Below are 23,148 nucleotides of genomic sequence, written 5' to 3' on the forward strand. Positions count from 1 at the left end.
TATGGCTGAAAGTACAGAAAAACAGAAGTACGGGGGGAAGCCCCGGATAAAATTGCTGAACGATGGCTCAATTGTTCCAACGTTTGACGGGCTGTCAAATGTGCTTACCGGCATGGGGACCAATCGTGACCGCCGTTCTTACAATCGGTTCAGCATCACGAGCATCAATGATTATCTGGAGATGGAAGCGGCGTATTACGACAACTGGATAGCGGCTGCCGTGATTGATAATCCGGTGGAGGATGCGACGCGAGAATGGCGACGATTCACCGGAGAGCATGCTGAGGCAATCAGTGAAGCAGAGAAGCATTTTGATCTTCAGGAGCGCGTACAAGATGCGTTTACCTGGGCGGGTGTTTATGGCGGAGCAGGTTTGTTACTGGTGACAGACCAAAGTTTTGAGGCTCCGCTGAACCTGGAGAAAATCAAAAAAGGGTCACTGAAGCGCCTTGTTTTCCTTGATAGGACGATGATCACGCCGGCAGCCTACAACTACACGGATCCCACGGCAGAAAACTACCTTCGTGCAGAAATGTACCGCATCAACGGCGGTTCGCAAGATGTTCACCACAGTCACTTTATTCAGGCCCCGGGGGCGCCATTGCCGCCTCGACTCAGGCTGCTCAATAGCGGGTGGGATGACAGTATCTTACGGCGTTGCATGGAGGATTTGAAAGATTCAGCGGCAGCCAAATCCGGTATTGCCTCGTTGATTCAGGAGGCCAATGTGGATGTGATTTCCCGTAAAAATCTGGCGACGGACCTTTCGGCGGGAGACATTGACGAGGACCTCACTCACCGCTTTATTAACTTCGGTATGTTGAAATCCATGTTTCGCCTGGCGCTGCTGGATGAGGATGAGAAGTTTGACCGTAAGCAGATCACCTTTGGTGGGCTCGGTGAAATCCTTGCCGTGTTAATGGAATGGACTGCCGGTGCAGCCAAACAGCCGATGACGCGTTTATTTGGTGTTCAGTCGAAAGGGATGGGGGATTCTGGCGAAGGTGATACGCGCAATTATTTCAACCGCATTCGGGGCGATCAGGAAAAGAAATACCGAAAATTTCTTAACCAAATTGATGAGGTCCTTATCCGCTCAGCATTGGGTGCAATGCCTGACGACAATGCGTTTGAGTTTAATCCGCTGGATATACCGACGGAAACGGAAATACAGGACCGCAACCTTGCCGAGGCGCAGGCTGACGATATGCGCATTCAGCAAAAGGTCGTTCCGCGTTCTGTTATCGCCAAAAAACTGAAAGAGAGCGGCCAATATGCCATTGATGACAAATTCATTGCTCAGCTCGAAGAGAACGAAAAAGCCGAAGCCGCAGGGGAATACCGTTTCGAGCTCGGAGAGACTGAGGAAACGGATCCAGGAAACGGCAATACGCCGGCAGCCGATGGATCCGGTGACGATTAACGGCGATCTGGAGCGATTTTATAATGGCCAGCTGCGCACGATGATTAATCTGATGGCTCGTAGTGTGCAGGAAGCATTAATTCCCGTTTTGAAGCGCAATTATACCGCTGACAGTTTTTTGACGGATTTGATTAAGGCCGCGTTGAATGCCGCCGCTGAGCGTTTTTATGTCGATACTTTCCATGGTCAGCAGGAGAAGTTAGCTCAGCGCGTTGTCAGTCTGGCAGAGTCAGAAACATCAGCGGCGTTCGTTGCGCAGATTAACCGGGCGTTAGGGGTTGATATTCAGGGACTGATGAACCGTGAGAGCCTGGGGAATTATTTCGATGCGGCGGTTGAAGAGAATGTGGCGTTGATACGGTCTCTTTCATCCGGGTATTTTGATGATATTCAGCGGCATGTAATGGACAGTGTGCTGCGTGGCGACAGCGTAACGACGCTGACGCGAAATCTTCAGTCAGTCACGGGGGCTGCATATAAACGTGCGGCGCTCATTGCTCGTGACCAGACATTGAAGGTCAGCGGTGATATTAATCGAAAGCGACAAACCACTGCGGGAATAAGCCGATTCCGCTGGTCGACCTCTCAGGACGTGCGTGTAAGCGGTAATCCGGCGGGAAAATACCCTAACGCCAAAATCAAATGCTTTGCGATTGCCCGTGCAGATGTGGGCTACGGACCCGGTGTTTATTTATGGTCGCGTGGCGCACAGTACAACGGAGAAACCGGACTGTTCCCCGGTAGAGCGCATATCAATTGTAGATGCAGCGCTATACCACAGATAGAAGGTCTGGATTACAAGTAACCCCTCCCACCACAGGAAAAAATATGCGGATCACGGTAACGGATCGGCTGTCTTTCCGCGTCGAGTCTCAGCGAAAAATCCTTGATAACGGTTATCTCTCGGTACCCGGAAAGGTGGCGCGCACGGGTGTGCAGCAGTACACCGCGCAAGAGCTCGGACTGAAGGACAGGCCGCCAAACGAGCTGATAAATGTTTACCGCCCGCCTGAAGAGGTATTCAGGCCGGAAAGCCTCGCCAGCTATGACAACGCAGATATTACGGTACAGCACCCCGATGATTTTGTGACTGCCGACACCTTTAAAGAGGTTTCGGTCGGTCATGCAACCTCTCAGGGGAGGCCGGACGGTGATTTTATTGTTGTTGATCTGCTGATAAAGGCGCAGGACGCCATTGATGCCGTGGAAGACGGCACAGCTGAACTTTCGGCGGGGTACAGCGCGAACTATAAGCACTCACCCGGTGTTGCTCCGTGTGGCACCCCCTATGAGTACTTGCAAACAGACATTGTCATTAACCATATCGCGCTTTGTGATTCCGCTCGAGCGGGGCATTTGGCGCGACTTTTTGATTCAAAACCGAAGGAGAGAAAACCCATGGCGCGTATCACATTGGACAGCGGTCGCACGATTGAGGTGGCTGACGAGTCAACGGCAACGCTGATCCAGACCACCATTGATACTCTGGTAAAGCGTTGTAAAGACAGCGAGGAAGATAATAAAAAAATTCAGGAGGACAACGATCGTCTGGAGGCGGAGAAAGAGCAGAAAGACGAAGAAATTGAAGAGCTGAAAGAAAAAACGTCGGATTCTGCAATCCAGCGTCGTGTTGATCAGGTCGTCGATGCGCTGGGTGGAGCTCGAAAGGTTGCCGGCAAAGATTTTACCTGTGACTCAATGGATCCAATGACCATTAAGCGTCAGGCGCTCGACGCTGCCGGCATCAAATGTAAGAAATACGCAACGTGGGACAAAGCGCCAGACGCTTACGTTTCTGCCTGGTTCGATGCTGAAGAGGAGCGAAAAGATCAGGAGGATGAGGAGCCGGATGATGATCAGAATACCAACGATTCACACCGCCAATTTGCCAAAGACATGAACAACGCAATGCGTCGTCAGGTGGGGGATGCAAACCAGCAACGCGTCAATGCGCGTACCGCTTTCCTTGATCAGCGTTACGGTCGTCAACCAGAGGGTAAAAAATAATGGCTATTGCTCAAGATAGTTTCGGGATGTTCAACGGTATCGGCTACGAAGGGCAGGTATCGACTATCGAGGTCAGTAAAATCGTGTCTCGCCTGGTTGAAGAGGAGTTTATTGCCTTTGGCCGAGCGGTGATCCGTGGCGTAGGGCGTCGCTCCTGTGCGCCGGTGACGGCTGATACCGTTGCGACCGATATTATCGGCTTCACCGTGCGCAGTATGGCGCAGGCCAGTCCAACACCGCCGAATAACGAAGGTATCTATGCCAGTGGTTACCGTATTAATGACGTGGCCTCTGTTCTGGAAGATGGTGCCGTCATGATGCTCTGCGTTGATGGTGCGATGGCCGGTGATCCGGTTGAAGTCATTGTGGACGATGCGGACAACTTAGGGCGTCTGACTGCGGGCGGCAACGGCATCGAATTGAGTTTGGTGCGTTGGGTGGATGATGTGGAGGCCGGCAAGTTGGGCGAGATCCGTGTTCATGGCATTTTAGCCGGTGCTGGTGGTGGCGGAACGCCGGGGCCCAAAGGGGAGAAAGGCGATACAGGGCCAGCGGGTCCAGAAGGTCCACAGGGCCCGAAAGGTGATAAAGGCGACAAGGGCGATCCGGCGTAATGCCGGATTTTCTCTATCCCCGTTCATTCACGTTGATTTATTGAAATATTGAGGAAAAGCAGATGTCGAGAAACGTCTTTGATATGGCTCCGACCGCAGCGTTGGGCTTTTTGATCCAGCAGGCGGCACACCTTGAAGCCAAGGTGTATGAGAAAAAATATCCGCAGTATAAATATGACCAACTGGTGCCATTGGATGACTCTGCGCCAGATTGGACTGATGTTGTGGCATTCCAGACCACCGATGCGCGCGGTGATCTGCAACTGCTGGGGCCGAACTCTACAGATGTGCCGACCGTTGATATTGCGATGGGGGTAGGTTTCCATCAGATTAAAACGGCGGCACTGGGCTATACCTATACCATCGAGGAGATTGGGCGCGCCAAACTGTACGACATGCCGCTGGATGCGCGTAAGGCACAGGCCGTGCGAGATGTGACAGAGCGAGGCCTGAACAAAATCTACCTGTGGGGGCGTCTGGTGGGGGAAGGTTTGTATACCAGTCCGAACGTGACCCGTGAGGCTGCGCCTAACACGCTGAAGGAGCTGGTGGCCGCCATTCCAGAAAAGGGAACTCAGCCCATCATCGACTTCTTCGGTCATGCTTATAACCAGGTTTACCTGAACAACACCAATACGGTGTTCCGTCCGACAGACTTTGTGCTGCCGCCTCAGCAGATGCAGCTGTTGATGCGTACCATGCTGTCTACGCATAACGCGTCGAACTACACGTTGCTGATGTTCCTTCAGGAAAACTTTAAGGACATGGCATTTACCGATGACATCATGTTGTCTGCGGACGTGAAGGACGATCAGGGGAAAGCAGAAGATACGCCGCTGGATGATGATCGCATGGTGGTGTATTGCAAGGATATGGAGGTCGTGAAAGGCCACGATACGATGCCATTGCAATTCCTGGCTCCCGCAACAGCCGACAACGTGCATTTTAAAGTACCGGCCATTATGCGTTCTGGCGGTACTGAAATTCGTGTGCCTGGCGCACTCCATTACATTGACGGGCTTTAATTTATGCAAACGCTTATCAACTGGACGAAATCACCTATCGTGGTCGTCGATGAAAATGGTGACCGTATTACTATCCCGGCAGGTCAGGAGCGGTCTGTTAACGGTAATTTCAGTCGCCATCCTTGGGTGAAAGAGGGGCGTCTTGAGGTGACGGAAGGAAAAGAGGCTAATGATCGTCGGGAGGAGTCGAGCGACGACGAACTGGACATGCTACGGTCGCAATATACCGGCATCTTCGGTAAGAAGCCGCACAACAACGCCGGCAAGGAGAAACTCCGAAAGGAGATCGACAAGTGGCGTAGCCAGCAGGACTAAAACCCATCCATCGTGATGGGTTTTTTATTGGGGGTAGCCAAATGCTATATCTCTATCCGTTTATGCCTCCCCACGCCGTTATGCCTCGCCCCGCGAAAAACTCGGTAAAAATCACGCCACGCATTGTGGCGGATTTCCGTGCTTATTACCCCGCCTTCGCGAACGCCGATTTGTGGCCTGAAGATATCGTTATTCGGGCGCTTGAAGAGGCAAATGCTGAGACGGGGCCGCGTTGGCTGAAATATCTGGCTAAGCCCGCCTCCATTAAGGCCAGGGGGATGTATGCCTTTGCGGCACATCGCCTGCTGATGTGGAAGCGTGCAGAGGAAGAAGAGGACGCGGGGGCAATGTATGCCGTTTCTTCCAAGAGCGTTGGGGATGAATCAACGTCATTTGCTGTGCCCTCCGTGAGCAGTGACGACCTGATCCTCAATGGTGATTTACCTATGACGCAATATGGCGTGGAATTTTTGCGCCTGAGGCGTCGGGCAAGTGCGGGGCCGGCGATTGTATGAAGATAAATGCAGAAGTGCGCGGCGGTGAAAAGTTGGCAAAAAAACTGAAGCAAATTCAGAACCGACTTACCAGTAAAAAACGTGTGTTGGTTGGGTTGCCAGCAGGTAGTGGGAATTATGAAGAGGGTGCACCGATCGTTGTGATCGGTGCCGTTCATGAGTTTGGCTCGGCAGATGGCAAGGTGCCGGAACGCTCATTCCTCCGTGTGCCGTTACGTCAAAATCAGGACAACATCAAAAAGGGATTTGCCGCGCTATCCAGAAAGGTGGTGAAAGGGGAGATCTCAGCATTCCAGATGTTGGACCAGATGGGTGCACGCGCGGTGGGTTATTGCCAGGAGGCCATTGAGGCGGGGATCTCTCCGGCGAATGCGCCATCAACAATCAAACGCAAAGGCAGCGCTACCCCCCTTATCGATAAAGGCATCCTCAAAAACAAAATCACCCATGTCGTGGAGGACTGAGTATGTACGGCAACGGTCTTGATATGCGTGGTCACGTTGATACGACGTTTAAGTCAAAAATCGCCGGGGGGATTTGGCTGATACGCATGAGCGGTGATTACTCCGGCCCTGGCGGGGTGTGGCAGGAGTCGGAGTCTGCCCGCCTGGCGCTTACGCACGTCAATGTTCAGCCCGCCCGTTGGCGAGAAATTACGCTACTGGTTGGGCAAGGTGGTGTGGCCACGCTGGGTGACTTCAGAACGGTGCACATCAACGATGGAAAAACCTATCTGATGCCTGATGAGAGTGGCGAATACCGTGATCTGCTGGAGTTCAGCGACGGTGTGACAATGCGCCGTTGGCGTGTGATGACGGCGGATAACCGCCCGTGGCGCAATTTTTGCCGCGCCGTTGTTGAAGTGGTCAGGGAGCCGGTGAAATGAAAGAAATCAGTGAACTGCATGCGTTGTTGCAGGGGCTGGTTTCAATCTGTTCAGGGTTGGACAGCGCCCGCATTGTCCTTGCCGATCAGGGGAGAGCCCCGCCTGGAGGAAGCGCGCTCTATGCGACCTATAATCCTATCCCTGTTCGCGCGTATGGGCAGCCGGGACAGAGGCTGGAGTTTATCGCGCCGGTGGAGGAATTCGACGAGTCTCTGGGGGCGGATTGGCAGGATTTGGAGGAAATTACGGCCAGCTCGATGGAATTGATGCTGTCGGTGAATTTCTTCAATGAAGGCGCGTCGCAGGCTGCCATGATGCTGCATAACGCCAATTTTCGAACCCCGGTTAGCGATTTTCTGTTTGTTAACCAGATAGGCTTTCGTTACGTCAGTAATCCCCGCAATCTCAGCACGCATTTTCAATCCGGTATTCAGCCGCGCTGGCAGGCTGACATTCATTTATTTGTTAACCATGAAGTTAGCAGCAAAGTATTACGTGCTGCGGGTTTCTCTATTCATTTAACAGAGGAGTAAAGCCTGATGGCGTACTCAGTAGACAATATTATCCCGGTCAACGTCATTATCGGTGCCGCCGGATTGGGGTATGCGGATTTTGCAACCGCGTTTGTTTTTGCCGACCAGTCTGATTTAGAGGCTGCGGAGCCGGATAACGTTCTGCTCACTGAAAACGGCAACAAAATCGAGACGGAAGATGGCCAGGCTATTATCGTGAATGAACATCCGATCACGCTGCGCGGCGTTGAATTCCCCATTGATACCTACCGCGATTATTCGGGCGTGACAGAGTTGGGGGCGGATTTCCCGACCTCCAGTGAAATTTACCGTATTGCCACGCGCTATTTCGCACAGATCCCGCGTCCGTCGACGCTCACGGTGTGGATGAAAAATCCCGAAGATGAGGGATTGATCGCGACAGTCAATAAAGCAGCCGAAGCCGCCTGGCGCTACAACTACTTCTTTAAAACTGAAGACTACAGCGACGAAAATCTGCTGTTGCTCAGCGACTGGAGCGACGCTGCCGGCCATCCTGTTTGGTACACCAATACACAGGATGAGGTGATCGATCAGAATGTGAAGGACGACATCGTTTCACTGCTGGCGAAAAAGGGTAATCGCCATATGTTTGCGGGGTGGCGGGCACAAGAAGCGGTTGATATTGATCCGTCGCAGGCGCATTCGATGGTACAGGTCGCCGCGACGTTCGCCAAATTCCGCCCCAATGGGCTTAACACGGCAATCACAGCCGAATATCAGGTGTTGCCCGGCATTGATGGCGATGAGTTGCAGACGAGCCACTACAAGGCGCTGAAAGCCAAAAAGGCGGTCTTTTTCACACCGATCGAGCTGGCTGGGCAGACGGATACCAGCCGGGTGATTAACAGTGTGTCGATGTCGTCCTATGGCGAGTTTATTGATGACGTGATCAACATCGATGTGCTGAAGAACCATCTGCAGGTGGATGGCTACAACTATGTCGCCAACGTTGGCACCAAACGGCCGTTAACGCCGAAGGGCTACGGTGGCTTGCTGAACGTGCTGACCGGCACCCTGAAGCGTTTCTATAACAACGGCGTGCTTGGCGAGGGGACATTCACGGATGAAGAAACCGGTGAAGAGAAAACGTCTGCGTTTGGTTTCGTCATCCTCTCCAGAGAAGAAGATGTCCTGAAACTGACCAAGGAGCAGCGCAAGAAGCGCGAATTCCCGCCGACAAAAATCCTCGTCATTCTGGCGCGTGCCGGCCATGTCGCCGAATTGAACGTAACTGTGGAGTAAATAGACGATGGCAATGAAGAACTACGGCGCCAGCCATGCTGATCTGACGATCAACGGCCTGCCTATCGACGAGTTCGGCGACAGCGATCCGCCGATCACAATTGAAGATATTGATGCACGCGCCACCCTGAAGCGGGGGATCGGCAAAACCTCCGTTCGCCTGGATGGGCCGACCCGACCGAAGCGCCTGACCGTCAACCTGATGCCGGGATGTGACCAAGTGCGCCAGTTGCTGGCGATTGAAAAATCCGGTGTGGATTTCTTCTTCACCTTTCGTCAGCGGGGAACGGATGAGTATGTGGCGGCGTTCGACGGTGTTATGACCCAACGTGGTAGCCTGACCCGCGGGGGCAAGACCAGCGCCAGTGACGAGCAATTTACATTCGAGTTCGCTGACTCGGAGGAAACCTGATGGCAAATAAACAACCGCTACGCGTAGCCATTGATTGCTCCAGCCTGAAAACGAAGGTTGATTACCTTTCCTTACTGCTTAACTGCGCTGATTATTCGCCGGAAAAAATCGAAAGCCTTGCGGCGGGGTTATCCCGTAGCCTGATTTTAGGCGAATGTCATTCTACTATTGCGGCAGACGGCGTGTTGGAACTGCGGCAGGTGGTGGATTTTGGCGGGCAGTACGATGAATTAGTGGCGAACCTTATCGATACGAAAAGATAAAAAGGAACGGAAATGGCACGAAATATTGAAGTGAGAATTAATGAGATTCCATACGTTGGTTCAACGGCGTCAGCCAAAGACCAGGTGGAAATGCTACAAATTGCATCACGGTGTGGTCTGCTGCCTGCTATCTCTGACAACGTGACCCCGATGGGAGTAGTGGCCAGTTTAGCGGCAGTGGACGCGGCCAACCTTAACCGTCTGAAGGTGTTATGCCTGACTAACGGTAATATTGTTCGTCAGAGTGATAATGTGCCGGTGGCCGAAAATATGTTCCAGGATGAAGTACATAATTTTCTGGGATTGATCGGGGGGGTATTGAAAGAAAATATCGGCCCTTTCTGGCAACTCAGCGGCAGCGAAAAAACCAGCCCCAACGCAGCGGCAGAGACTCAAGAGTAAACTGGTTTCTGTGGCGGCCTTGTGCCGGTGTCGGGCAACTATGCCCGCCACTGGCTGCATGGTCTGACATGATTGATGGAACTTATTGTCTCGAGGATGTGCAGGCTATGCATGATGTTCTGGATGAGGTGATTGACGCGGCTGAAAGAGCAAGAAATAAGTAGCCCGCTTCGCGGGTTTTGTTTTGGATTGGGGTGACGCTGAGGGCAAGGGGTGGTAGGATTTCTGCTCAAAATATAGGGAGATTCATTATATGTATAAAGGAATGTTGATTCTGTTGTTGTTGGTGGTGTTACCTTGCCGGGCGGATAACCTTTGCTCCCATCGCGATGGGAGCTGGGAACATCGCGTTGTAGAGAATGGCAGTCTTGATATAGCCACAAAGATGCTTGATAGCAGAGTGAGGATATATATCGGTGGTGTACCAGGAAAGCTGCAATTAATAAGACTGGATGGGGTGGGACGTGTAAAAACAGATGCACTAAAATCAGGCGAGCCTAACCCTCTCAGAGCAGCTTTTGTGACAATCGGTAGTGACGTATATAAAAAAGATAAAATCGCAAGCCTTTACTCTCAAGCTAACGGCGGTTCGATAACCATTCCAATGAGAGAACTTCTACAGTACATATTGAGAAGTCGTATTTTGCATATTTCAATCGAAGGTGAGAATAATAAGATGATTGAGTATGATATTGATGTTCGGGATATTCCTCTAGGCAGTGGTCATGATTGTTAATTTTTGCCTTCCATTTCCTTGCCCACTTTTAGTGGGCTTTTTTACATCTAAAATCTGAGGTCTAATATGTCAGAGGTCATAGACTCCCTGTTGGTTTCACTCGGCCTCGAAACCGATAAGAAAAGTTTTGATAAAGCCAATGCTGCGATTAATAGCGTTAAAACTGGCTTTGTCCAATTGGCAGCGGCAGCGGGTGTTGGCTTCGGGTTTAAGGCGCTTACTTCAGACCTTGCCAAATCTACAACGGAGATGGACCGCTTAAGCAAGATTACAGGATTTGCCGTCAAACAAATCGGAGGCTTGCGTTTTGCTTTACGCGCTTTAGGGCAAGACCCAGAAGCAGCAAATGGCATTGTTCAGAAAATCCCAGCTTTGCAGCAAATGGCAAAGCAAGGTGAGTTGGGTTCGAAAGTATATTGGAGCGGAACATTCAATCCTACTGAGTTTGCAAATAAGCCTGGAATGGATGCGTTTAAGTATCTTGTAGAGTCCTATGGGCGCATGGATCACGAGCAGCAGCGGAATTTACGAAGCGGTATCGGGGCTGGTGATAACGATCCTCTCACCCGTCTGATGGAACTGGGCTCGCAAGGGCTTGATGATGTACTTAAGGTTTACGAACCACTCTACCAAGCCCTTGATCCAAAACTCATTGAGTCTTCAATAAAATTCAACGAGGAACTAGCTAAATTATCTACAAGCTTTGAAAATCTACAAGCGCAAATCGGTGGGCCATTATTAGATGAGGTGAGTAAATTTTTAAATCTGACAAGTCGTGCAATATCAGGTGATGCTTATGGTGAGTCATTAAAGTATACTGAGAAAAAGGGGAAGGAGTTCCGGAATTGGCTCCGCGATAGTTATGTGGTGAAAAATGATGATTTTTTAAAATGGTTGTTTGGCGAAAAGGAGGTTGTCTCTGACGATGAACTGCCTGCTGAAAGACTCGTCAACCAGACTGCAATTCGTGTGGTAAATCATATTGCTGAAAATGATCGCTTATTGGGCAAGGTAATCCCTATACAAAAAGAACTCCCATTCTTTCTTCCGAATAGCCAACAAGCCTCGAGCCAACTCTCTAACGAAAACTTACAAAAGTATTTGAATATCATTGCGTTGTCGGAAGGTACTGCCGGTTACATGAATAATGGTTACAACACAATGTTTGGGGGTGAGCAATTTTCCGATATGAGCGATCACCCGCGCATCTTGAAAGAGTTCACTGATAAAAATGGTAAGAGGAATAAAACCTCAGCTGCGGGGCGATATCAGTTTACTCAGGCATCGTGGGACGAAGCAGCCAAGGCTCTCAACTTAAAGGACTTCTCACCACAAAGTCAGGATATGGCTGCCTTATACCTAATCCAGCGGGCGGGCCAGCTGGATAACGTGCTGAATGGTAACTTTGCCGAGGCTACGGCCGGTCTTGGTGGTGTGTGGGCATCCTTACCGTCTTCTACTTATGCTCAGCCGAAGCATAGCTACGAGGCCATGGAGAATTTTTATGCCATGAATAATACGCCACCATCCTTTGGTGGTACCGCTGGCGGCTCACGCATTGTTACTGTCAATAACCAATTCTCAATCAATGCCTCAGGGGCTAATGCTGATGAAGTCGCTGATATTGTGTTTGGGCGAGCCACAGATAGTGTTAACCAGGCAGTGGGGCAATTACCAGGGGATAAATTCTAATGGCTATTACCGGGCTGTTTACCAAAAACAGGCCGAAGATCGGCAGTCTTTATTTCGACGCACTTTTAAAGGAGAGCACCGAACTTCGGACCGATGTCAGTGAATACCCCCTCGAAACCGCAGCTACCGCACACGACAACGCCGTCACGCGCTCGTTAGCGATAACGATGGAGATCGGCGTATCAGATAACTGGTATCGCGGTATTATCACGCAGCAAGAAGAGATGGCGCAGCCCTTTGTTGATATTGGTGGTGGGCTGACAGTGGGTGTGGCGTCTTCTTTGCTATCAGGACGAACGGCAGCCTTGGCAGGGGTAGCAGCAAGTGTGGGGCTGGCGGTTTATCAGGGAAACCAGCAGACGACGCGCTCTCAGGGACTTCTTGAACAGTTGCGAACCATCCAGCGCAATCACGAGACATTCGATCTTGTTGCCAGCAAGGGGGCGTCTTACAAAAATTGTATTATCACCAACACCCGAACTGAGACAGAGATGAATACTGAGGGCGGATTGATTATCGCGGTCGATATCCTTCAGCTCACGATCATTCACGACACAGTGGCTGAGACGAACGCAAATTTACCCTATGGTGATTCATCGGCAACGCAGGGACAGCGTGAATTGTCAGGTGGCGAGGTTGTTGTTTCGGAGGTTAAAAGTGAATCTATCCCTCTCCCAGAACGGCCAGGGAACATTTCTGTCAATTCCGCTCAGTAGTGGCTATGCCTTCCAACGGTTTCGCGTTCAGTTGGGGTCGCATTACTTGGTTTTTCGCCTGCGGTGGCTAACCCGATTTCATTATTTTTGCGTTGATATTTATGAGAATGGGGAGCCTGTGGTTCTTGGGCGGGCATTACATCCTGATATGAATCTCTTGGCTGGATTGAACACGGATATTGGAAAATTATATCTGCGTGGTGAAAGCCCAACAGTTAGCAATCTTGGTGTAACCAATAAATTGGAATGGGTGGCAAAATGAGTAAATATTTTGACCGCCGTTACCATCTTGAAATTATTACAACCAGTGGTGAGGTGCTGACGTATGAGCCCCCCATAGAAATTCGCTTTCTGGTTGATAATTTCCCTCAGCATACTAATGCAACGGCTGGCATAACGATTTATGGCATTTCTTCACGTACCCGTGAATTAATCCAGTTGCGCGATGATGCTAATAATCACTATGGAAGGGTCGTGTTAAAAGCCGGGTATGGTGAAAATGTCGGGGTGATATTTACAGGGAGAATAAACAGCGTCCAAGTGGCAAAAGACGGTGTTAGCACCTGCATTAAGTTGTTCTGCTCAGCAACGGCAACTGAATGGGATGCTGTGTCATATCGAGCTTGGGGGGATAATACGCCTTATCAGGATGTGATCCGTGATATTGCCGAAGGGTTGGGGGCACCGGTCGAGTTCGTGGGGGATTTTTCAGACCTGCCAATGCTTACCCGTGGAAGAAATGCCGGTGGGAAATTATGTCGCGCTTTATTAGATGACTTGAAGTCTTTCTTTGGTTTCTGGTGGCTACATACGCCGACACGAACAATCATCATCCGTGACGGCGCGTCACGAGACTGGGTTGAATATGATGTTTCCGCATTGAATGGGATGGAGGGGGTGCCCCGCTGGTATACAAACTCATTGGAAGTTGATGTGAAACTGAATTTCCAGCTCCAGCCAGGCGATGTAATGAATGTTACATCTCGTTTTTGGACAATTAATTTCAGTGGTGCTTACTTCACTGATTTGCAGAATTTAGCCGACAAACAGAGAAAAACAGGGAAATTCACTATCCTCAGGACGGCTCATGAAGGGGCTTTGTGGGGGAATGTTTGGAAAACAACGGCAGTCTGTCTTTGGCGGGGGGATGTATGAAGGATTCAAACCCATTTTTGACAATGTTAAAGGGATTGCGGCCCCGTCTGCTTTGGGACTTGATGATCTGCTTACCGGGAAAAGTGATTGATTACGATCCCGACCTTCAGCGTGCTGTGGTGGAGTGCGGTATTCAGCGGCATGAAGGAAGCGGTGAATTTAAAACCCTGCCGGAGATCCGCCATGTGCCCGTTCAATTCTCCGGCTCTGCCGTCTGGTCCGTATTTCATGAGTTACCGGAAGGAACGGAAGGTTTAATTCATTTTTCTCAGCGATCGGTTGACTACTGGCTGGAGCAGGGCGGGCCTGTGCGGCCACTAGATGCGCGAATGTTTGACGCAACAGACGCTTTTTTTGCACCCGGTTATCGTTCTCGAGCCACGTGTATATCGGGGTTGCCTACCGAAGGGATCGGTATGAGCAACGCCAGCGGGACGGTACGGTTTCACCTTACCGATGCGGGCGTTGAGCTGACGGCCGGGGGGCAAAAGCTATCTCTTCCCCTGAGGGGCTCAGGCACAATGGTGTGAACATAGGTGCGACGCATACACATGGTGGGGTTGAGAACGGCGGTGGGAATACTGACGTGCCAAGTTGAGACAGATGTGAATGGTGGGAAATGATAGCCAGCCTTGAGCTGGTTTTTTAATGCCCAAAAACGTGAAAGCCCCGAACTGTTAGCAGCAGCCGGGGCTTTCTTATTTACAAAACTGATACGGTGGGTGCCGTGGGTGAATTATAAACGAATTTTGCTGAGGTTGACTATGAAAAACGGGTTGGAAGTTGATGCGCCAGTAACAAGGGATATCAGCAAAGCCGCTGCATGGGCTATCCGTGTTTTTGCTCTTACTGTGCTTTTATATGGCGTAGCTCGACTTATTGCCGCAGTTCGCTGGTGGTAGCTGGGAGGTTCTGATGATCCGCAACTTTGTAGACGGCGACATCGTGACGAGTGGCGATCACTTCGTTACCGGCAAGACCGAAACACAGCAGGCCTGCATTTGCAGGCTTCGTCTTTTTCTGGGGGAGTATTTTCTGGATGCGACCGATGGCACGCCGTGGTTCCAGAGCATCCTGGGCAAGAGCGCGCGGGATATTGCCGAGGCCAATATCAAGCAGCGTATTCTCTCCACGCGGGGCGTGATGGCGCTAAATACCTTCGAGATGGACAGCGACACGAAAAAACGCAAATTCACGGTATCGGCCACGCTGACCGACATCAACAACGAACAGTTTGAGTTCCTGTTTGAGAAGGAGCTGTAATGGCTGAAATCACAAAGTACGGGGTCACGGGTAAAACCCTGCAAGAGTACAAGGATGAAGTGAGTGAAAAGTACCTTGCCATAGACAGTGCCTGGAATATCGACCCGGAATCACCGGACGGCATGGCAATTGCTGTCTGGTCCGAACTGCTGGCCAATCTTGATGAAGAGGTGGTGAACAGCTACCACTCTGTGGATCCGAACTCGGCCATCGGACAGCAGCTTGACCGCATCGCTGCGTTTGCCGGCATTCAACGCCAGCCGGAAAGCTTCTCGACCGATGTGGTGGAGTTTGAAGGGGATGGTCTGATAGAAGTGCCCGCGGGGACAAAGGTGCGGCATCGTGTTACAGGCACCGTGTGGGCGACGGATGCAAATGTTATCACTGATACCAGCGGCAGAGCATCGGTCAGTGTCACCTGCACGTCAGCAGGGGCGCAGGGCGCGAACCCAGGCACGTTGACCATTATCGCGACGCCCGTTGCACGGATACGCTCCGTGACGAATACGCAGGGCGCCAGCCTGGGTAAGGCGGAGGAGAGCAACAATGCGTTTCGTGTGCGTCGCACTTACTCCGTCGCTTTGCCTGGCAATAACCAAATCGACAACATCAAGGCGGCGCTGGACAACGTGACGGGCGTTAAACAGTCGCTGGTACATGAGAACGTCGAGAGCGAAACGGATGAGCATGGTGTTTACGGCCACAGCATGGCGATATTTATCGATGGTGGTGAGACGAGCGACATTGTGTTGGCGATGGCCACACACAAGAATCCCGGCTGTGGTTTGAATCGCTACAACACCTTCCCTAACAAAATCAGCGTGGATACGTTTACTCCGAAGGGACAACCGGTAAACATCACGTTTTACCGCCCGGAGTATGTAGCGATTTATGTACAGGTAGATATTAAAACCAGTACGCTGGGCGAAGATGAAAAGGCGCTGATTAAAGCCGCCATTGTCGATTATACGTTGGTGGGATTTGATGAAACAACGGGGTTTGCCAAGCAAGGGTTTCGTATTGGTGAGGCATTGGCAGCGGGGCGGCTTTATACGCCGACGAACTACTTTGTCGGTGGCGATGACTATGTGAGTAACATCTCAATCGGCACCAGTGAAAGTGACATCACTAAGAGCGTCATTCCTGTCACGTTTAATCAACTGGGTGTGTTCAGCGTGGAAAACATTAAGATAAATTATGTCTGAATTTAAAAGCAAGGCATTAAGTCGCATTTATTGGCAATATAAAAATGCGCCTAAATTAATTCAGTGGATCCTAACGCTGCCCGATATTGTGCAAAGTAATATCGTTGAGCAGGTCGAGAAAATCCGCAATATTCTTGATATTGATAACGCAGAAGGGGAACAGCTCAATATTTGCGGCCGCATTGCCGGCTACCGCAAACGGCCTGTGGGGCGATTTTATCCTGGGTGCGTCGTGGCAGAAGTGGATGACGTGCTTTATCGGAAAATGATTAAAGCGAAAATCTGCAAAAATAACGGGATTGCCACGATTGACGATGTTAAAGCCGCGGCGGATTACATTCTCGACGTGGATGTTACGGTTCTCGACGCGCAGGATATGACGATGCGGCTTGTCTGGCAGGATGATAGCGTCAGTATCGCTGTGCAGCAGCTGGTGGCCGATTATGACCTTATTCCCCGCCCTCAGGGGGTTGGGATGCGTAAGCACCGCGTCGTCAAATACAAGCCGTTTGGCTTCGGTATTCACAATGCCAACTTTAACCGCGCGCCGTTCTGGTATGGCGACGGCACACCGCCCATAAATTACGACGCCACCATCACATTGACGTGGGCAGACGGGATGTTGACCGGACAACTGAGGGCGAACGTGCTGGACGTCTCTGACCAGGATGTGACGATCATCATCACAGGGGATGATGGCGCACCCCATGTTAGGCATGTGGTAACCGATGTATCAGGTCATTTCACTGTAGAAAATATCACTCCGCCGGCGACGGTCGTTGCCCGCGCCTTGCTCATCGCTCTGGATTGCCAGACGCTCGAGCTTGAGTCTGAACCGCTAAAAATTAACTAACCTGGAGTAAATATGGCGAATAAAAAACTCCCCTCTGGCCGCAAGTCCGGGGGGCGCTCTGCTGCGTCGAAAATGAACCGTGTGGCGATTAAATCGGATGCAACCGGTGTCATGATTTCTGACCTTCCTATTGCAGATGCGTTGACCGGTGCAGAGCTATTCCCCGTTGTTCAGGTGGGGGAGACACGGAAAGCAGACATCGAACAAATCACTGCGCTCATTCCTGCTGGCGCTGACGGTAAAGATGGCGCCCCAGGAGAGGTTGGCCCACAGGGTGAAAAAGGTGAAACCGGTGACGTTGGGCCTCAGGGGCCACAAGGTGAGAAAGGTGACAAGGGCGATATCGGCCCAGCCGGTCCGGCAGGTAAAGATGGCGCTGACGGTTCTCCTGGAGAGAAAGGTGAAAAAGGCGATGTGGGGCCACAGGGTGAAAAAGGAGATGCTGGACCACAAGGTGAGATTGGGCCGAAGGGCGATAAGGGCGATCCTGGACCGGAAGAACTTACGTTATCTCCTGGCTCCGGGCAACGCAATTTACTTGAGCGGCAGGTTGACGGATATAAAGTTGATGCCATGCGGGCTATCATTCCTAAATTCGGCCCAGAGTATAAGACTATTTTTCTGTCGGATTTGGTAAAAACATTTCCGAATGGTTCGGTTCTTTATCGTATAGAGAACAAAGTAATAAACCAACTTCGATACAAATCGCTGGGTGGCCTACCTATTCCCGTATCAGTGGACACCCGGTTGCAACAATATTTTCTTGACCAAGAGGGTAATGTTATTACGGTTCAGGCCATGTCGACCTATGATGTGCTGGATAGGGATTTTATTTCAGTAGTCACGTCTGTATTTATGAGTGCGGTACCCGATAAAGCATTCAATTTGAAAGACGATACACCATACCCAGATACAGGAGAATTGGAAAAGTTCAGTGTGTATCTGTATGTGCTCATTGGTAGCACGCTTAAGCAAAATGGGATTGATTCTCAGATGCTATGAGTTAGAGAAATTCTGCGTGTATTTTAATTTATATGCCGGAAGTGAACTTAAAAATTGGGTTTGAATAATTTTACCTATCGCTGACACAACAGTGATGAATTTCCATTTCATTTGCATGGTTATATCGTGGGTTTCGCCAATTACGGCGCAATTTCAATATGGAGATTATTATGTTTGAAAAGAAATTAATGGCGGTTTCACTTATCGCTCTGGGAATGGTCAGTTCTGTTTGTGTTGCAGCTGACCAGGGGCATGGTAAGGCAACGATGGTTGGGAGTATTGTAAGCACACAGCCAACCTGTTCAATCTCACCGGAGAGCCTTGATCAAACCATTAGCTTCGGCCAAATATCCGATGCGGTTTTATTGAAAGAAAATGGTTCAGGCAAGTCTACAGCACGTCCTTTTTCAATTGATTTAGAGAATTGTGATGTTGGCGGCGGTAACAGTGTAAGCGTCACGTTTTCTGGAATGGAAGGAAAGGATGGGCGGCTGGGTATTTCAGGGGCAGCCAGTGGCGCCAGTATTGCGTTTACTGATGGCACTGGAGATGTGATTAAGCTGGGACAGCCAAGCAAAAGTTTCTCTCTCCAGAATGGAAACAACACCTTACCTTTTGCCGTTTATCTCCAGGGGGATGGTGTGCCGGAAAATATTAAACCGGGTGATTATCATGCCGTGGCCGATTTTACGCTCAGCTATCAATAACACCATAATTTAACCATTAAGTGCCAAGGCAACTGTATATGCAGTTGCCTTTTTTATTTGGAGAATGCGATGGACCAGAAGTTTTTCCGTATCCCCTTCGCCAGTGCCGGCGATAAACAACAAATTCCCGACGATAAAAATGCAGAAGGTTATGTCAGCTTTGTCGAGGGGTGGGGCGAGGATTACCAAAAAGACCTGATGAGCGATGCGAATGCCAAGGAGGTAGAGCGTGACGTGATGAACGGTATTCTGAATGCCATCACCGTTGCGCTGAGGCAGTATCAAACAGACAGCTTCCCCGAATGGATCACGCCGGCGAATAATGGCGGCACTGCGTATCCCTATGGTGTGGGCGTTGTTGTTCGTCATCGTCAGGGCAACGGGGCATTCATCTCGTATGTTTCTCTGACGGATAACAATACGACCGAACCCGGCACCGAAGGGGCGCAGTGGCAAGGCTTCATCTATCGTCGTGCTTCACAGGACGAGGCAGATGCTGGTACGGATGATACCTTAATCATCACGCCGCCCACGTTGCAGCAGGCCATTAAAAACGCCATTGGCAATATAACGACTGAGCTGGCGCCATTCCTGCTGCCGGTCGGTATCATTGCTGCGTGGGGGAGTACTGTGCCCCCCGATGGGTGGATTGAGGCAAACGGCCAAGCGTTTGATATAGCGAAAAACCCGAAGCTGCACGCAGTGTACCCGTCGGGCAATGTGCCGGACTTGCGAGGGCGGTTTGTCCGCGGATGGGCTCATGGGAGTGGCGAAGATCCTGAACCAGGACGAGGGATCCTTAGCGTTCAGCTTCCAGCAGACATGAACCACTATCATTTGATAGGGCGTGCAAATGCAGATAGCGGGGAACGTGGGGACGATTTTACGATGCCAGTTCGCGGCCAAAATTGGCACGGGCAGTCTTATGGCGCTAGGGAGTTTTGGTGTCCAGATCAGTTTGCACATTTCAGTCAGATCCCAAACGGTCAGGTAGGCCAATCATTGGCAAGTGGCAACCCCGTAAAATATGACGATTCAGCAGATATGAATGCGCCTCATCCCGTTAACGTTGCGTTAATGTATATCGTTAAAACGGATCAGGCAGACAATATCAAACCGGACCCTACGCCGACGAACATTATCGTCACGCCGTCATCACTGAACATTGGGGTTGGAAAGACGCAGCAATTTACTGCTCAGGTACTGCCCGCTGATTTGGCTCCCAACTTCCCGGTTACGTGGATAAGCACGAATACGGGCGCAGGTACCATTAACGGCAACGGCCTGTTTACGGCGGTAGGACCAGGTACTACGGACATCATTGCCAGCGTCAGTTCAGGCCTGAGTGTACGCGTGACGGTTAGGGTGGATATTCTGCTCACGTCAATTGCGTTGGCGGCTATTCCCGATCAGGTAGCAGGAGACACCTACGACCTGGTCGTAACGAAGACTCCAGCGAATGCTACGGAAACGCTAGCCTATGCCTCAACAGACAGCGCTGTTGCGAGTCTGACGACAGATGGGCGACTCATGGCCGCGGGTGAAGGAACCGCCACGGTCAGCGTTATGGGAAGTGTGTCGGGAGTAAGTGCCAATCGGGTCGTGAAGGTTACGGCAGCCCCGGTGGTGTCGGATTATCTGGCAATCAAAAACAATCTTTCTGAAATTGCAGATGCCGGCGAAGTTGCGCAAGCGGAGGCGCAGAAAAATCTCGGGTTGGGTGCACTGGCGGCGAAGGATGTAGTGACAGCGGAGGAGGCGGGGGCGGTACCCGTTGCCGATAAGACGTTGCCTGCCGGAACCAACCTGAACGATGTGACTGAACCGGGTGAATACTTCCAGAACGTGACCAGTAACGCCACATCGACCCTGAACTACCCAGAGTCGGTGGCTGGTGCTCTTAAGGTGTATCGAACCGGGGTTGATGCTGGTGCGTGCCGCCAGGTGTATATGCCGTACAACTCAACGGTTGAGCACCGGCGCTATGCATTCGGCGATCCGCTGGTGTTCTCTGCATGGAAGGCGTATTGATGAAGATGGCCGGCATTTGTCGGCCTGGTACCATCAATAACCTCGTAGCTTTTTGATGAGTGTGTCGCCGAGCCAGCAAATGAGACAAAATATTGCTATTGTCGATAAAATGGCGATGACACGTTGAGTTATCGTGTCGAAGCTAAAGAAGAAATAGATACACAATAAGAATCCAGCCCCCCCTATTAACTGATAGAAAAACTCAAAGAAAAAAGAAAGTATGCGAATATGGATGCTATCTTTTCTCATTTCATTTTTTCCTCAATGTTTTGCAGCAATCTACTAAATGCTGCATCACCTTGGTTTTTACGTACAGCCAAAGCATCGATGAACGGATCAACATAGGGTTGCACTAAAAAGTAGATGAAATCCAAGTTTCCTGCACTTCTAAGCTTGTAGTAAACAGCGCTATGCGTACGTTCGAGACCGATTGATTTGTATATGCTTCGTTCTATCATACCGCCAGCCATCAGCGTGAAGCTCGTAGCAACGCCTGCACCTCGAGTAATCATGGCTGCACCGCCTGCAGATATTATGCTGTTCACTATTCTTGATGAAATCAGGGAGGTGGTAAGCATTCGGCCAGCGGAAGAGGAGCCCACGCTTCTAAATATTTTGTCTTGCGTATTTTTTGGAACGTAAGCGGCGAATGCATCAATGATGATTTTTGTCGTTCTGATGACGTGATGATAGTTCAATAAACCGGACTTCATTGCCCTCATCATGCGAATGCGTTCGTCTTCCATCTTCCTACGATTGCTTGTGTCAAAAATGCCTAGGGCTAGATAGCCAAGATCAACAGGTACTGACATTGCACCATCAAGCAACCCCACAACTGTTTCTGGGGAGACAATCACTTTTACTATCCGCTCCACTATCTCTGTGTTGTTCACTTTCGTCCCTCGAAATTTTTATGGTTGTAACATAACGGACGTGGGGACATGTTTCAATGTTTGGTCAGTGTGGTAGTCTGTTCGAAAATTATGCTATGGAGGTCTGGACATGGAAATCAACGAAGAACGAGCAGTGTTTATAGCCAACGAGATCGGTGCCGCAGTTATCGACCTAATCGCAAATGGTATGGATGTGAACCGCCCTAACATTGCTGACTCTCTTGAGATGAAGCGTAAGATTGTCGGCAACACGCTATACAAGGGCGTATTGCGGGATGCAGCTGCATTAGTCCGTGAAAAATAACAATGACCGGTCACCATTTTTTGCCGGTTGCCTACTTTGACGCTGGGGCGGTTCGTTCTGCAAAACTCAACTGAAACCACCATGAATAAAGGTCCATTAAACACGATTCGCTTGAAATGCCACAATCTGGAGTTGTGATATTTATATATATAATTCATTGGGTTAATTTTGACATCGTATGTGCTGCTGCGCCACATGGGCTGGTTCGAAGCGGCTGATCTGATCGTTAAAGGCATGGAAGGCGCCATCGCCGCCAAGACCGTGACCTATGACTTCGAACGCCTGATGGAAGGCGCTAAACTGCTGAAATGTTCAGAGTTTGGCGACGCTATCGTTAAACACATGTAAGTGTGTTTGCGTTTGAATGAGAGCGGGAGCCTAAGGGCTCCCGTTTTTTATTGTTCAAATGAGCAAGCGATTTTAAGCGTTAGCCGATTCACGCACGACCAGTACCGGACAATTGGCGTGGCGCACTACCGCGGTGGCATTTGAGCCGAGAAGGTAAGTCATTGCAGAAGGGCGGTTGGAACCCATCACAATAATCTCCGCGTTAAGCGCATCGGCGAGTTCCAGGATCTGATCTTTGGGATCGCCGACGGCGACATGCGTGGTCACTCGATCCTCGGGTACGCTGAATTGTTTTGCCGCTTTCGCCAGCCCCTCGGTCGCTATCGCAATGGTTTCATCTTTGGTTTCCACCGCCGCGGTGGCGGCAAAGCCGAAGGCCGCGTAGGTGGCGCGCGACGGGATCACCGCCAGGAAATGGACGTGGGAGTCTTCGAGCCTGGCGAGCGCGTTGACATGCGGGATGACCTGCTGTGTTAATTCCGGCTCGGTAATATCCACGGGAACCAAAATAGTTTTGTACATACTCCCTCCTTATCGTTTTAAAAAACTCCACTTATCGGATTATAGCCGTTCGACGCCGGGAAA

The 23,148-nt window shown here is 50.6% G+C and carries 31 protein-coding genes and 1 pseudogene; 30 read left to right on the forward strand and 2 right to left on the reverse strand.

Annotation, left to right across the window (positions count from 1 at the left end; genetic code table 11):
* The first annotated feature begins 1 nt into the window (after nt 1).
* The 28 genes from ACMGG9_RS09235 to ACMGG9_RS09370 all read left to right on the forward strand — a co-directional run bounded on the left by ACMGG9_RS09235 (nt 2) and on the right by ACMGG9_RS09370 (nt 21,018).
* Complete coding sequence (locus ACMGG9_RS09235) at nt 2-1,423, forward strand: DUF1073 domain-containing protein (RefSeq protein WP_346420470.1); 1,422 nt, start codon at nt 2-4, stop codon at nt 1,421-1,423.
* The gene (locus ACMGG9_RS09240) at nt 1,404-2,228 is read left to right on the forward strand and encodes a phage minor head protein (protein WP_346420469.1); all 825 of its coding nucleotides are present in this window, start codon (nt 1,404-1,406) and stop codon (nt 2,226-2,228) included. Before ACMGG9_RS09235 ends, ACMGG9_RS09240 begins: the two co-directional genes overlap by 20 nt.
* A gap of 23 nt (nt 2,229-2,251) precedes the next feature.
* Nucleotides 2,252-3,430: a DUF2213 domain-containing protein gene (locus tag ACMGG9_RS09245; protein ID WP_414162096.1), complete on the forward strand. Its 1,179-nt coding sequence runs from the start codon at nt 2,252-2,254 to the stop codon at nt 3,428-3,430.
* Nucleotides 3,430-4,044: a hypothetical protein gene (locus tag ACMGG9_RS09250; protein ID WP_346420467.1), complete on the forward strand. Its 615-nt coding sequence runs from the start codon at nt 3,430-3,432 to the stop codon at nt 4,042-4,044. Before ACMGG9_RS09245 ends, ACMGG9_RS09250 begins: the two co-directional genes overlap by 1 nt.
* A gap of 62 nt (nt 4,045-4,106) precedes the next feature.
* A complete protein-coding gene (locus tag ACMGG9_RS09255; protein ID WP_346420466.1) occupies nt 4,107-5,069 on the forward strand; it encodes a major capsid family protein in 963 nt (320 codons plus the stop codon).
* 3 nt (nt 5,070-5,072) lie between these two features.
* Nucleotides 5,073-5,384, forward strand: a complete 312-nt coding sequence (locus ACMGG9_RS09260) for a hypothetical protein (RefSeq protein ID WP_346420465.1) — start codon at nt 5,073-5,075, stop codon at nt 5,382-5,384.
* A gap of 41 nt (nt 5,385-5,425) precedes the next feature.
* Nucleotides 5,426-5,899 carry a DUF4054 domain-containing protein gene (locus ACMGG9_RS09265; protein WP_346420464.1) on the forward strand — a complete coding sequence of 158 codons (474 nt, stop codon included), beginning with the start codon at nt 5,426-5,428 and terminating at the stop codon, nt 5,897-5,899.
* Nucleotides 5,896-6,363: a hypothetical protein gene (locus ACMGG9_RS09270; protein WP_346420463.1), complete on the forward strand. Its 468-nt coding sequence runs from the start codon at nt 5,896-5,898 to the stop codon at nt 6,361-6,363. Before ACMGG9_RS09265 ends, ACMGG9_RS09270 begins: the two co-directional genes overlap by 4 nt.
* 2 nt (nt 6,364-6,365) lie before the next feature.
* Entirely contained in the window at nt 6,366-6,785 is a 420-nt protein-coding gene (locus ACMGG9_RS09275; protein WP_346420462.1) for a hypothetical protein, read from the forward strand.
* Nucleotides 6,782-7,318, forward strand: a complete 537-nt coding sequence (locus ACMGG9_RS09280; protein WP_346420461.1) for an LIC_12616 family protein — start codon at nt 6,782-6,784, stop codon at nt 7,316-7,318. The genes ACMGG9_RS09275 and ACMGG9_RS09280 overlap by 4 nt, the downstream gene beginning before the upstream one ends.
* A 6-nt stretch (nt 7,319-7,324) precedes the next feature.
* Nucleotides 7,325-8,581, forward strand: coding sequence for a DUF3383 family protein (locus ACMGG9_RS09285; protein ID WP_346420460.1), 1,257 nt, complete (start codon nt 7,325-7,327; stop codon nt 8,579-8,581).
* A 7-nt stretch (nt 8,582-8,588) separates the two neighbouring features.
* Nucleotides 8,589-8,993, forward strand: coding sequence for a hypothetical protein (locus ACMGG9_RS09290; protein WP_060559457.1), 405 nt, complete (start codon nt 8,589-8,591; stop codon nt 8,991-8,993).
* Nucleotides 8,993-9,256 carry a hypothetical protein gene (locus ACMGG9_RS09295; protein ID WP_060559459.1) on the forward strand — a complete coding sequence of 88 codons (264 nt, stop codon included), beginning with the start codon at nt 8,993-8,995 and terminating at the stop codon, nt 9,254-9,256. Before ACMGG9_RS09290 ends, ACMGG9_RS09295 begins: the two co-directional genes overlap by 1 nt.
* A 12-nt stretch (nt 9,257-9,268) precedes the next feature.
* Complete coding sequence (locus ACMGG9_RS09300) at nt 9,269-9,658, forward strand: hypothetical protein (protein WP_060559461.1); 390 nt, start codon at nt 9,269-9,271, stop codon at nt 9,656-9,658.
* Between the two features lie 253 nt (nt 9,659-9,911).
* A complete protein-coding gene (locus ACMGG9_RS09305; RefSeq protein ID WP_153303157.1) occupies nt 9,912-10,394 on the forward strand; it encodes a hypothetical protein in 483 nt (160 codons plus the stop codon).
* A 66-nt stretch (nt 10,395-10,460) separates the two neighbouring features.
* Complete coding sequence (locus tag ACMGG9_RS09310; RefSeq protein ID WP_414162097.1) at nt 10,461-12,086, forward strand: glycoside hydrolase family 104 protein; 1,626 nt, start codon at nt 10,461-10,463, stop codon at nt 12,084-12,086.
* Nucleotides 12,086-12,802 carry a phage baseplate protein gene (locus ACMGG9_RS09315; protein WP_253893550.1) on the forward strand — a complete coding sequence of 239 codons (717 nt, stop codon included), beginning with the start codon at nt 12,086-12,088 and terminating at the stop codon, nt 12,800-12,802. Before ACMGG9_RS09310 ends, ACMGG9_RS09315 begins: the two co-directional genes overlap by 1 nt.
* Nucleotides 12,744-13,064: a phage baseplate plug protein gene (locus ACMGG9_RS09320; RefSeq protein WP_414162098.1), complete on the forward strand. Its 321-nt coding sequence runs from the start codon at nt 12,744-12,746 to the stop codon at nt 13,062-13,064. Before ACMGG9_RS09315 ends, ACMGG9_RS09320 begins: the two co-directional genes overlap by 59 nt.
* Nucleotides 13,061-13,957 (forward strand): hypothetical protein, encoded by an 897-nt coding sequence (locus ACMGG9_RS09325; protein WP_414162099.1) that lies wholly within the window; start codon nt 13,061-13,063, stop codon nt 13,955-13,957. The genes ACMGG9_RS09320 and ACMGG9_RS09325 overlap by 4 nt, the downstream gene beginning before the upstream one ends.
* On the forward strand, nt 13,954-14,487 hold the full coding sequence (locus tag ACMGG9_RS09330) for a Gp138 family membrane-puncturing spike protein (RefSeq protein ID WP_414162100.1): 534 nt from the start codon (nt 13,954-13,956) through the stop codon (nt 14,485-14,487). Before ACMGG9_RS09325 ends, ACMGG9_RS09330 begins: the two co-directional genes overlap by 4 nt.
* Nucleotides 14,484-14,555 (forward strand): hypothetical protein, encoded by a 72-nt coding sequence (locus tag ACMGG9_RS09335; protein ID WP_414162268.1) that lies wholly within the window; start codon nt 14,484-14,486, stop codon nt 14,553-14,555. Before ACMGG9_RS09330 ends, ACMGG9_RS09335 begins: the two co-directional genes overlap by 4 nt.
* A 34-nt stretch (nt 14,556-14,589) precedes the next feature.
* The gene (locus ACMGG9_RS09340) at nt 14,590-14,859 is read left to right on the forward strand and encodes a hypothetical protein (RefSeq protein WP_414162101.1); all 270 of its coding nucleotides are present in this window, start codon (nt 14,590-14,592) and stop codon (nt 14,857-14,859) included.
* Between the two features lie 13 nt (nt 14,860-14,872).
* The gene (locus tag ACMGG9_RS09345) at nt 14,873-15,220 is read left to right on the forward strand and encodes a hypothetical protein (protein ID WP_414162102.1); all 348 of its coding nucleotides are present in this window, start codon (nt 14,873-14,875) and stop codon (nt 15,218-15,220) included.
* The gene (locus tag ACMGG9_RS09350; RefSeq protein WP_414162103.1) at nt 15,220-16,425 is read left to right on the forward strand and encodes a baseplate J/gp47 family protein; all 1,206 of its coding nucleotides are present in this window, start codon (nt 15,220-15,222) and stop codon (nt 16,423-16,425) included. The genes ACMGG9_RS09345 and ACMGG9_RS09350 overlap by 1 nt, the downstream gene beginning before the upstream one ends.
* The gene (locus tag ACMGG9_RS09355) at nt 16,418-17,278 is read left to right on the forward strand and encodes a DUF2612 domain-containing protein (RefSeq protein WP_414162104.1); all 861 of its coding nucleotides are present in this window, start codon (nt 16,418-16,420) and stop codon (nt 17,276-17,278) included. The genes ACMGG9_RS09350 and ACMGG9_RS09355 overlap by 8 nt, the downstream gene beginning before the upstream one ends.
* Before the next feature lie 12 nt (nt 17,279-17,290).
* Nucleotides 17,291-18,280: a hypothetical protein gene (locus ACMGG9_RS09360; RefSeq protein WP_414162105.1), complete on the forward strand. Its 990-nt coding sequence runs from the start codon at nt 17,291-17,293 to the stop codon at nt 18,278-18,280.
* A 170-nt stretch (nt 18,281-18,450) separates the two neighbouring features.
* Nucleotides 18,451-18,987, forward strand: a complete 537-nt coding sequence (locus ACMGG9_RS09365; protein ID WP_414162106.1) for a fimbrial protein — start codon at nt 18,451-18,453, stop codon at nt 18,985-18,987.
* Between the two features lie 69 nt (nt 18,988-19,056).
* Nucleotides 19,057-21,018 carry an Ig-like domain-containing protein gene (locus tag ACMGG9_RS09370; protein WP_414162107.1) on the forward strand — a complete coding sequence of 654 codons (1,962 nt, stop codon included), beginning with the start codon at nt 19,057-19,059 and terminating at the stop codon, nt 21,016-21,018.
* Nucleotides 21,019-21,263: 245 nt separating this feature from the next.
* Here the strand turns inward: ACMGG9_RS09370 and ACMGG9_RS09375 are convergent, their stop codons facing one another.
* Nucleotides 21,264-21,911, reverse strand: coding sequence for a hypothetical protein (locus ACMGG9_RS09375; protein ID WP_060559491.1), 648 nt, complete (start codon nt 21,909-21,911; stop codon nt 21,264-21,266).
* A gap of 109 nt (nt 21,912-22,020) precedes the next feature.
* Here ACMGG9_RS09375 and ACMGG9_RS09380 point away from each other — a divergent pair, with 109 nt between their 5' ends.
* On the forward strand, nt 22,021-22,215 hold the full coding sequence (locus tag ACMGG9_RS09380) for a hypothetical protein (protein ID WP_060559493.1): 195 nt from the start codon (nt 22,021-22,023) through the stop codon (nt 22,213-22,215).
* A gap of 183 nt (nt 22,216-22,398) precedes the next feature.
* Nucleotides 22,399-22,563 (forward strand): annotated as a pseudogene (locus ACMGG9_RS09385) (NADP-dependent isocitrate dehydrogenase); the annotation flags it as partial.
* A gap of 72 nt (nt 22,564-22,635) precedes the next feature.
* Here ACMGG9_RS09385 and uspF read toward each other — a convergent pair.
* Nucleotides 22,636-23,085, reverse strand: coding sequence for a universal stress protein UspF (uspF, locus tag ACMGG9_RS09390; protein ID WP_042784284.1), 450 nt, complete (start codon nt 23,083-23,085; stop codon nt 22,636-22,638).
* Nucleotides 23,086-23,148: the final 63 nt, after the last annotated feature.

The organism is Serratia sp. BNK-10, from assembly GCF_047456065.1.
Taxonomy (GTDB): Bacteria; Pseudomonadota; Gammaproteobacteria; order Enterobacterales; family Enterobacteriaceae; genus Serratia; species Serratia ureilytica.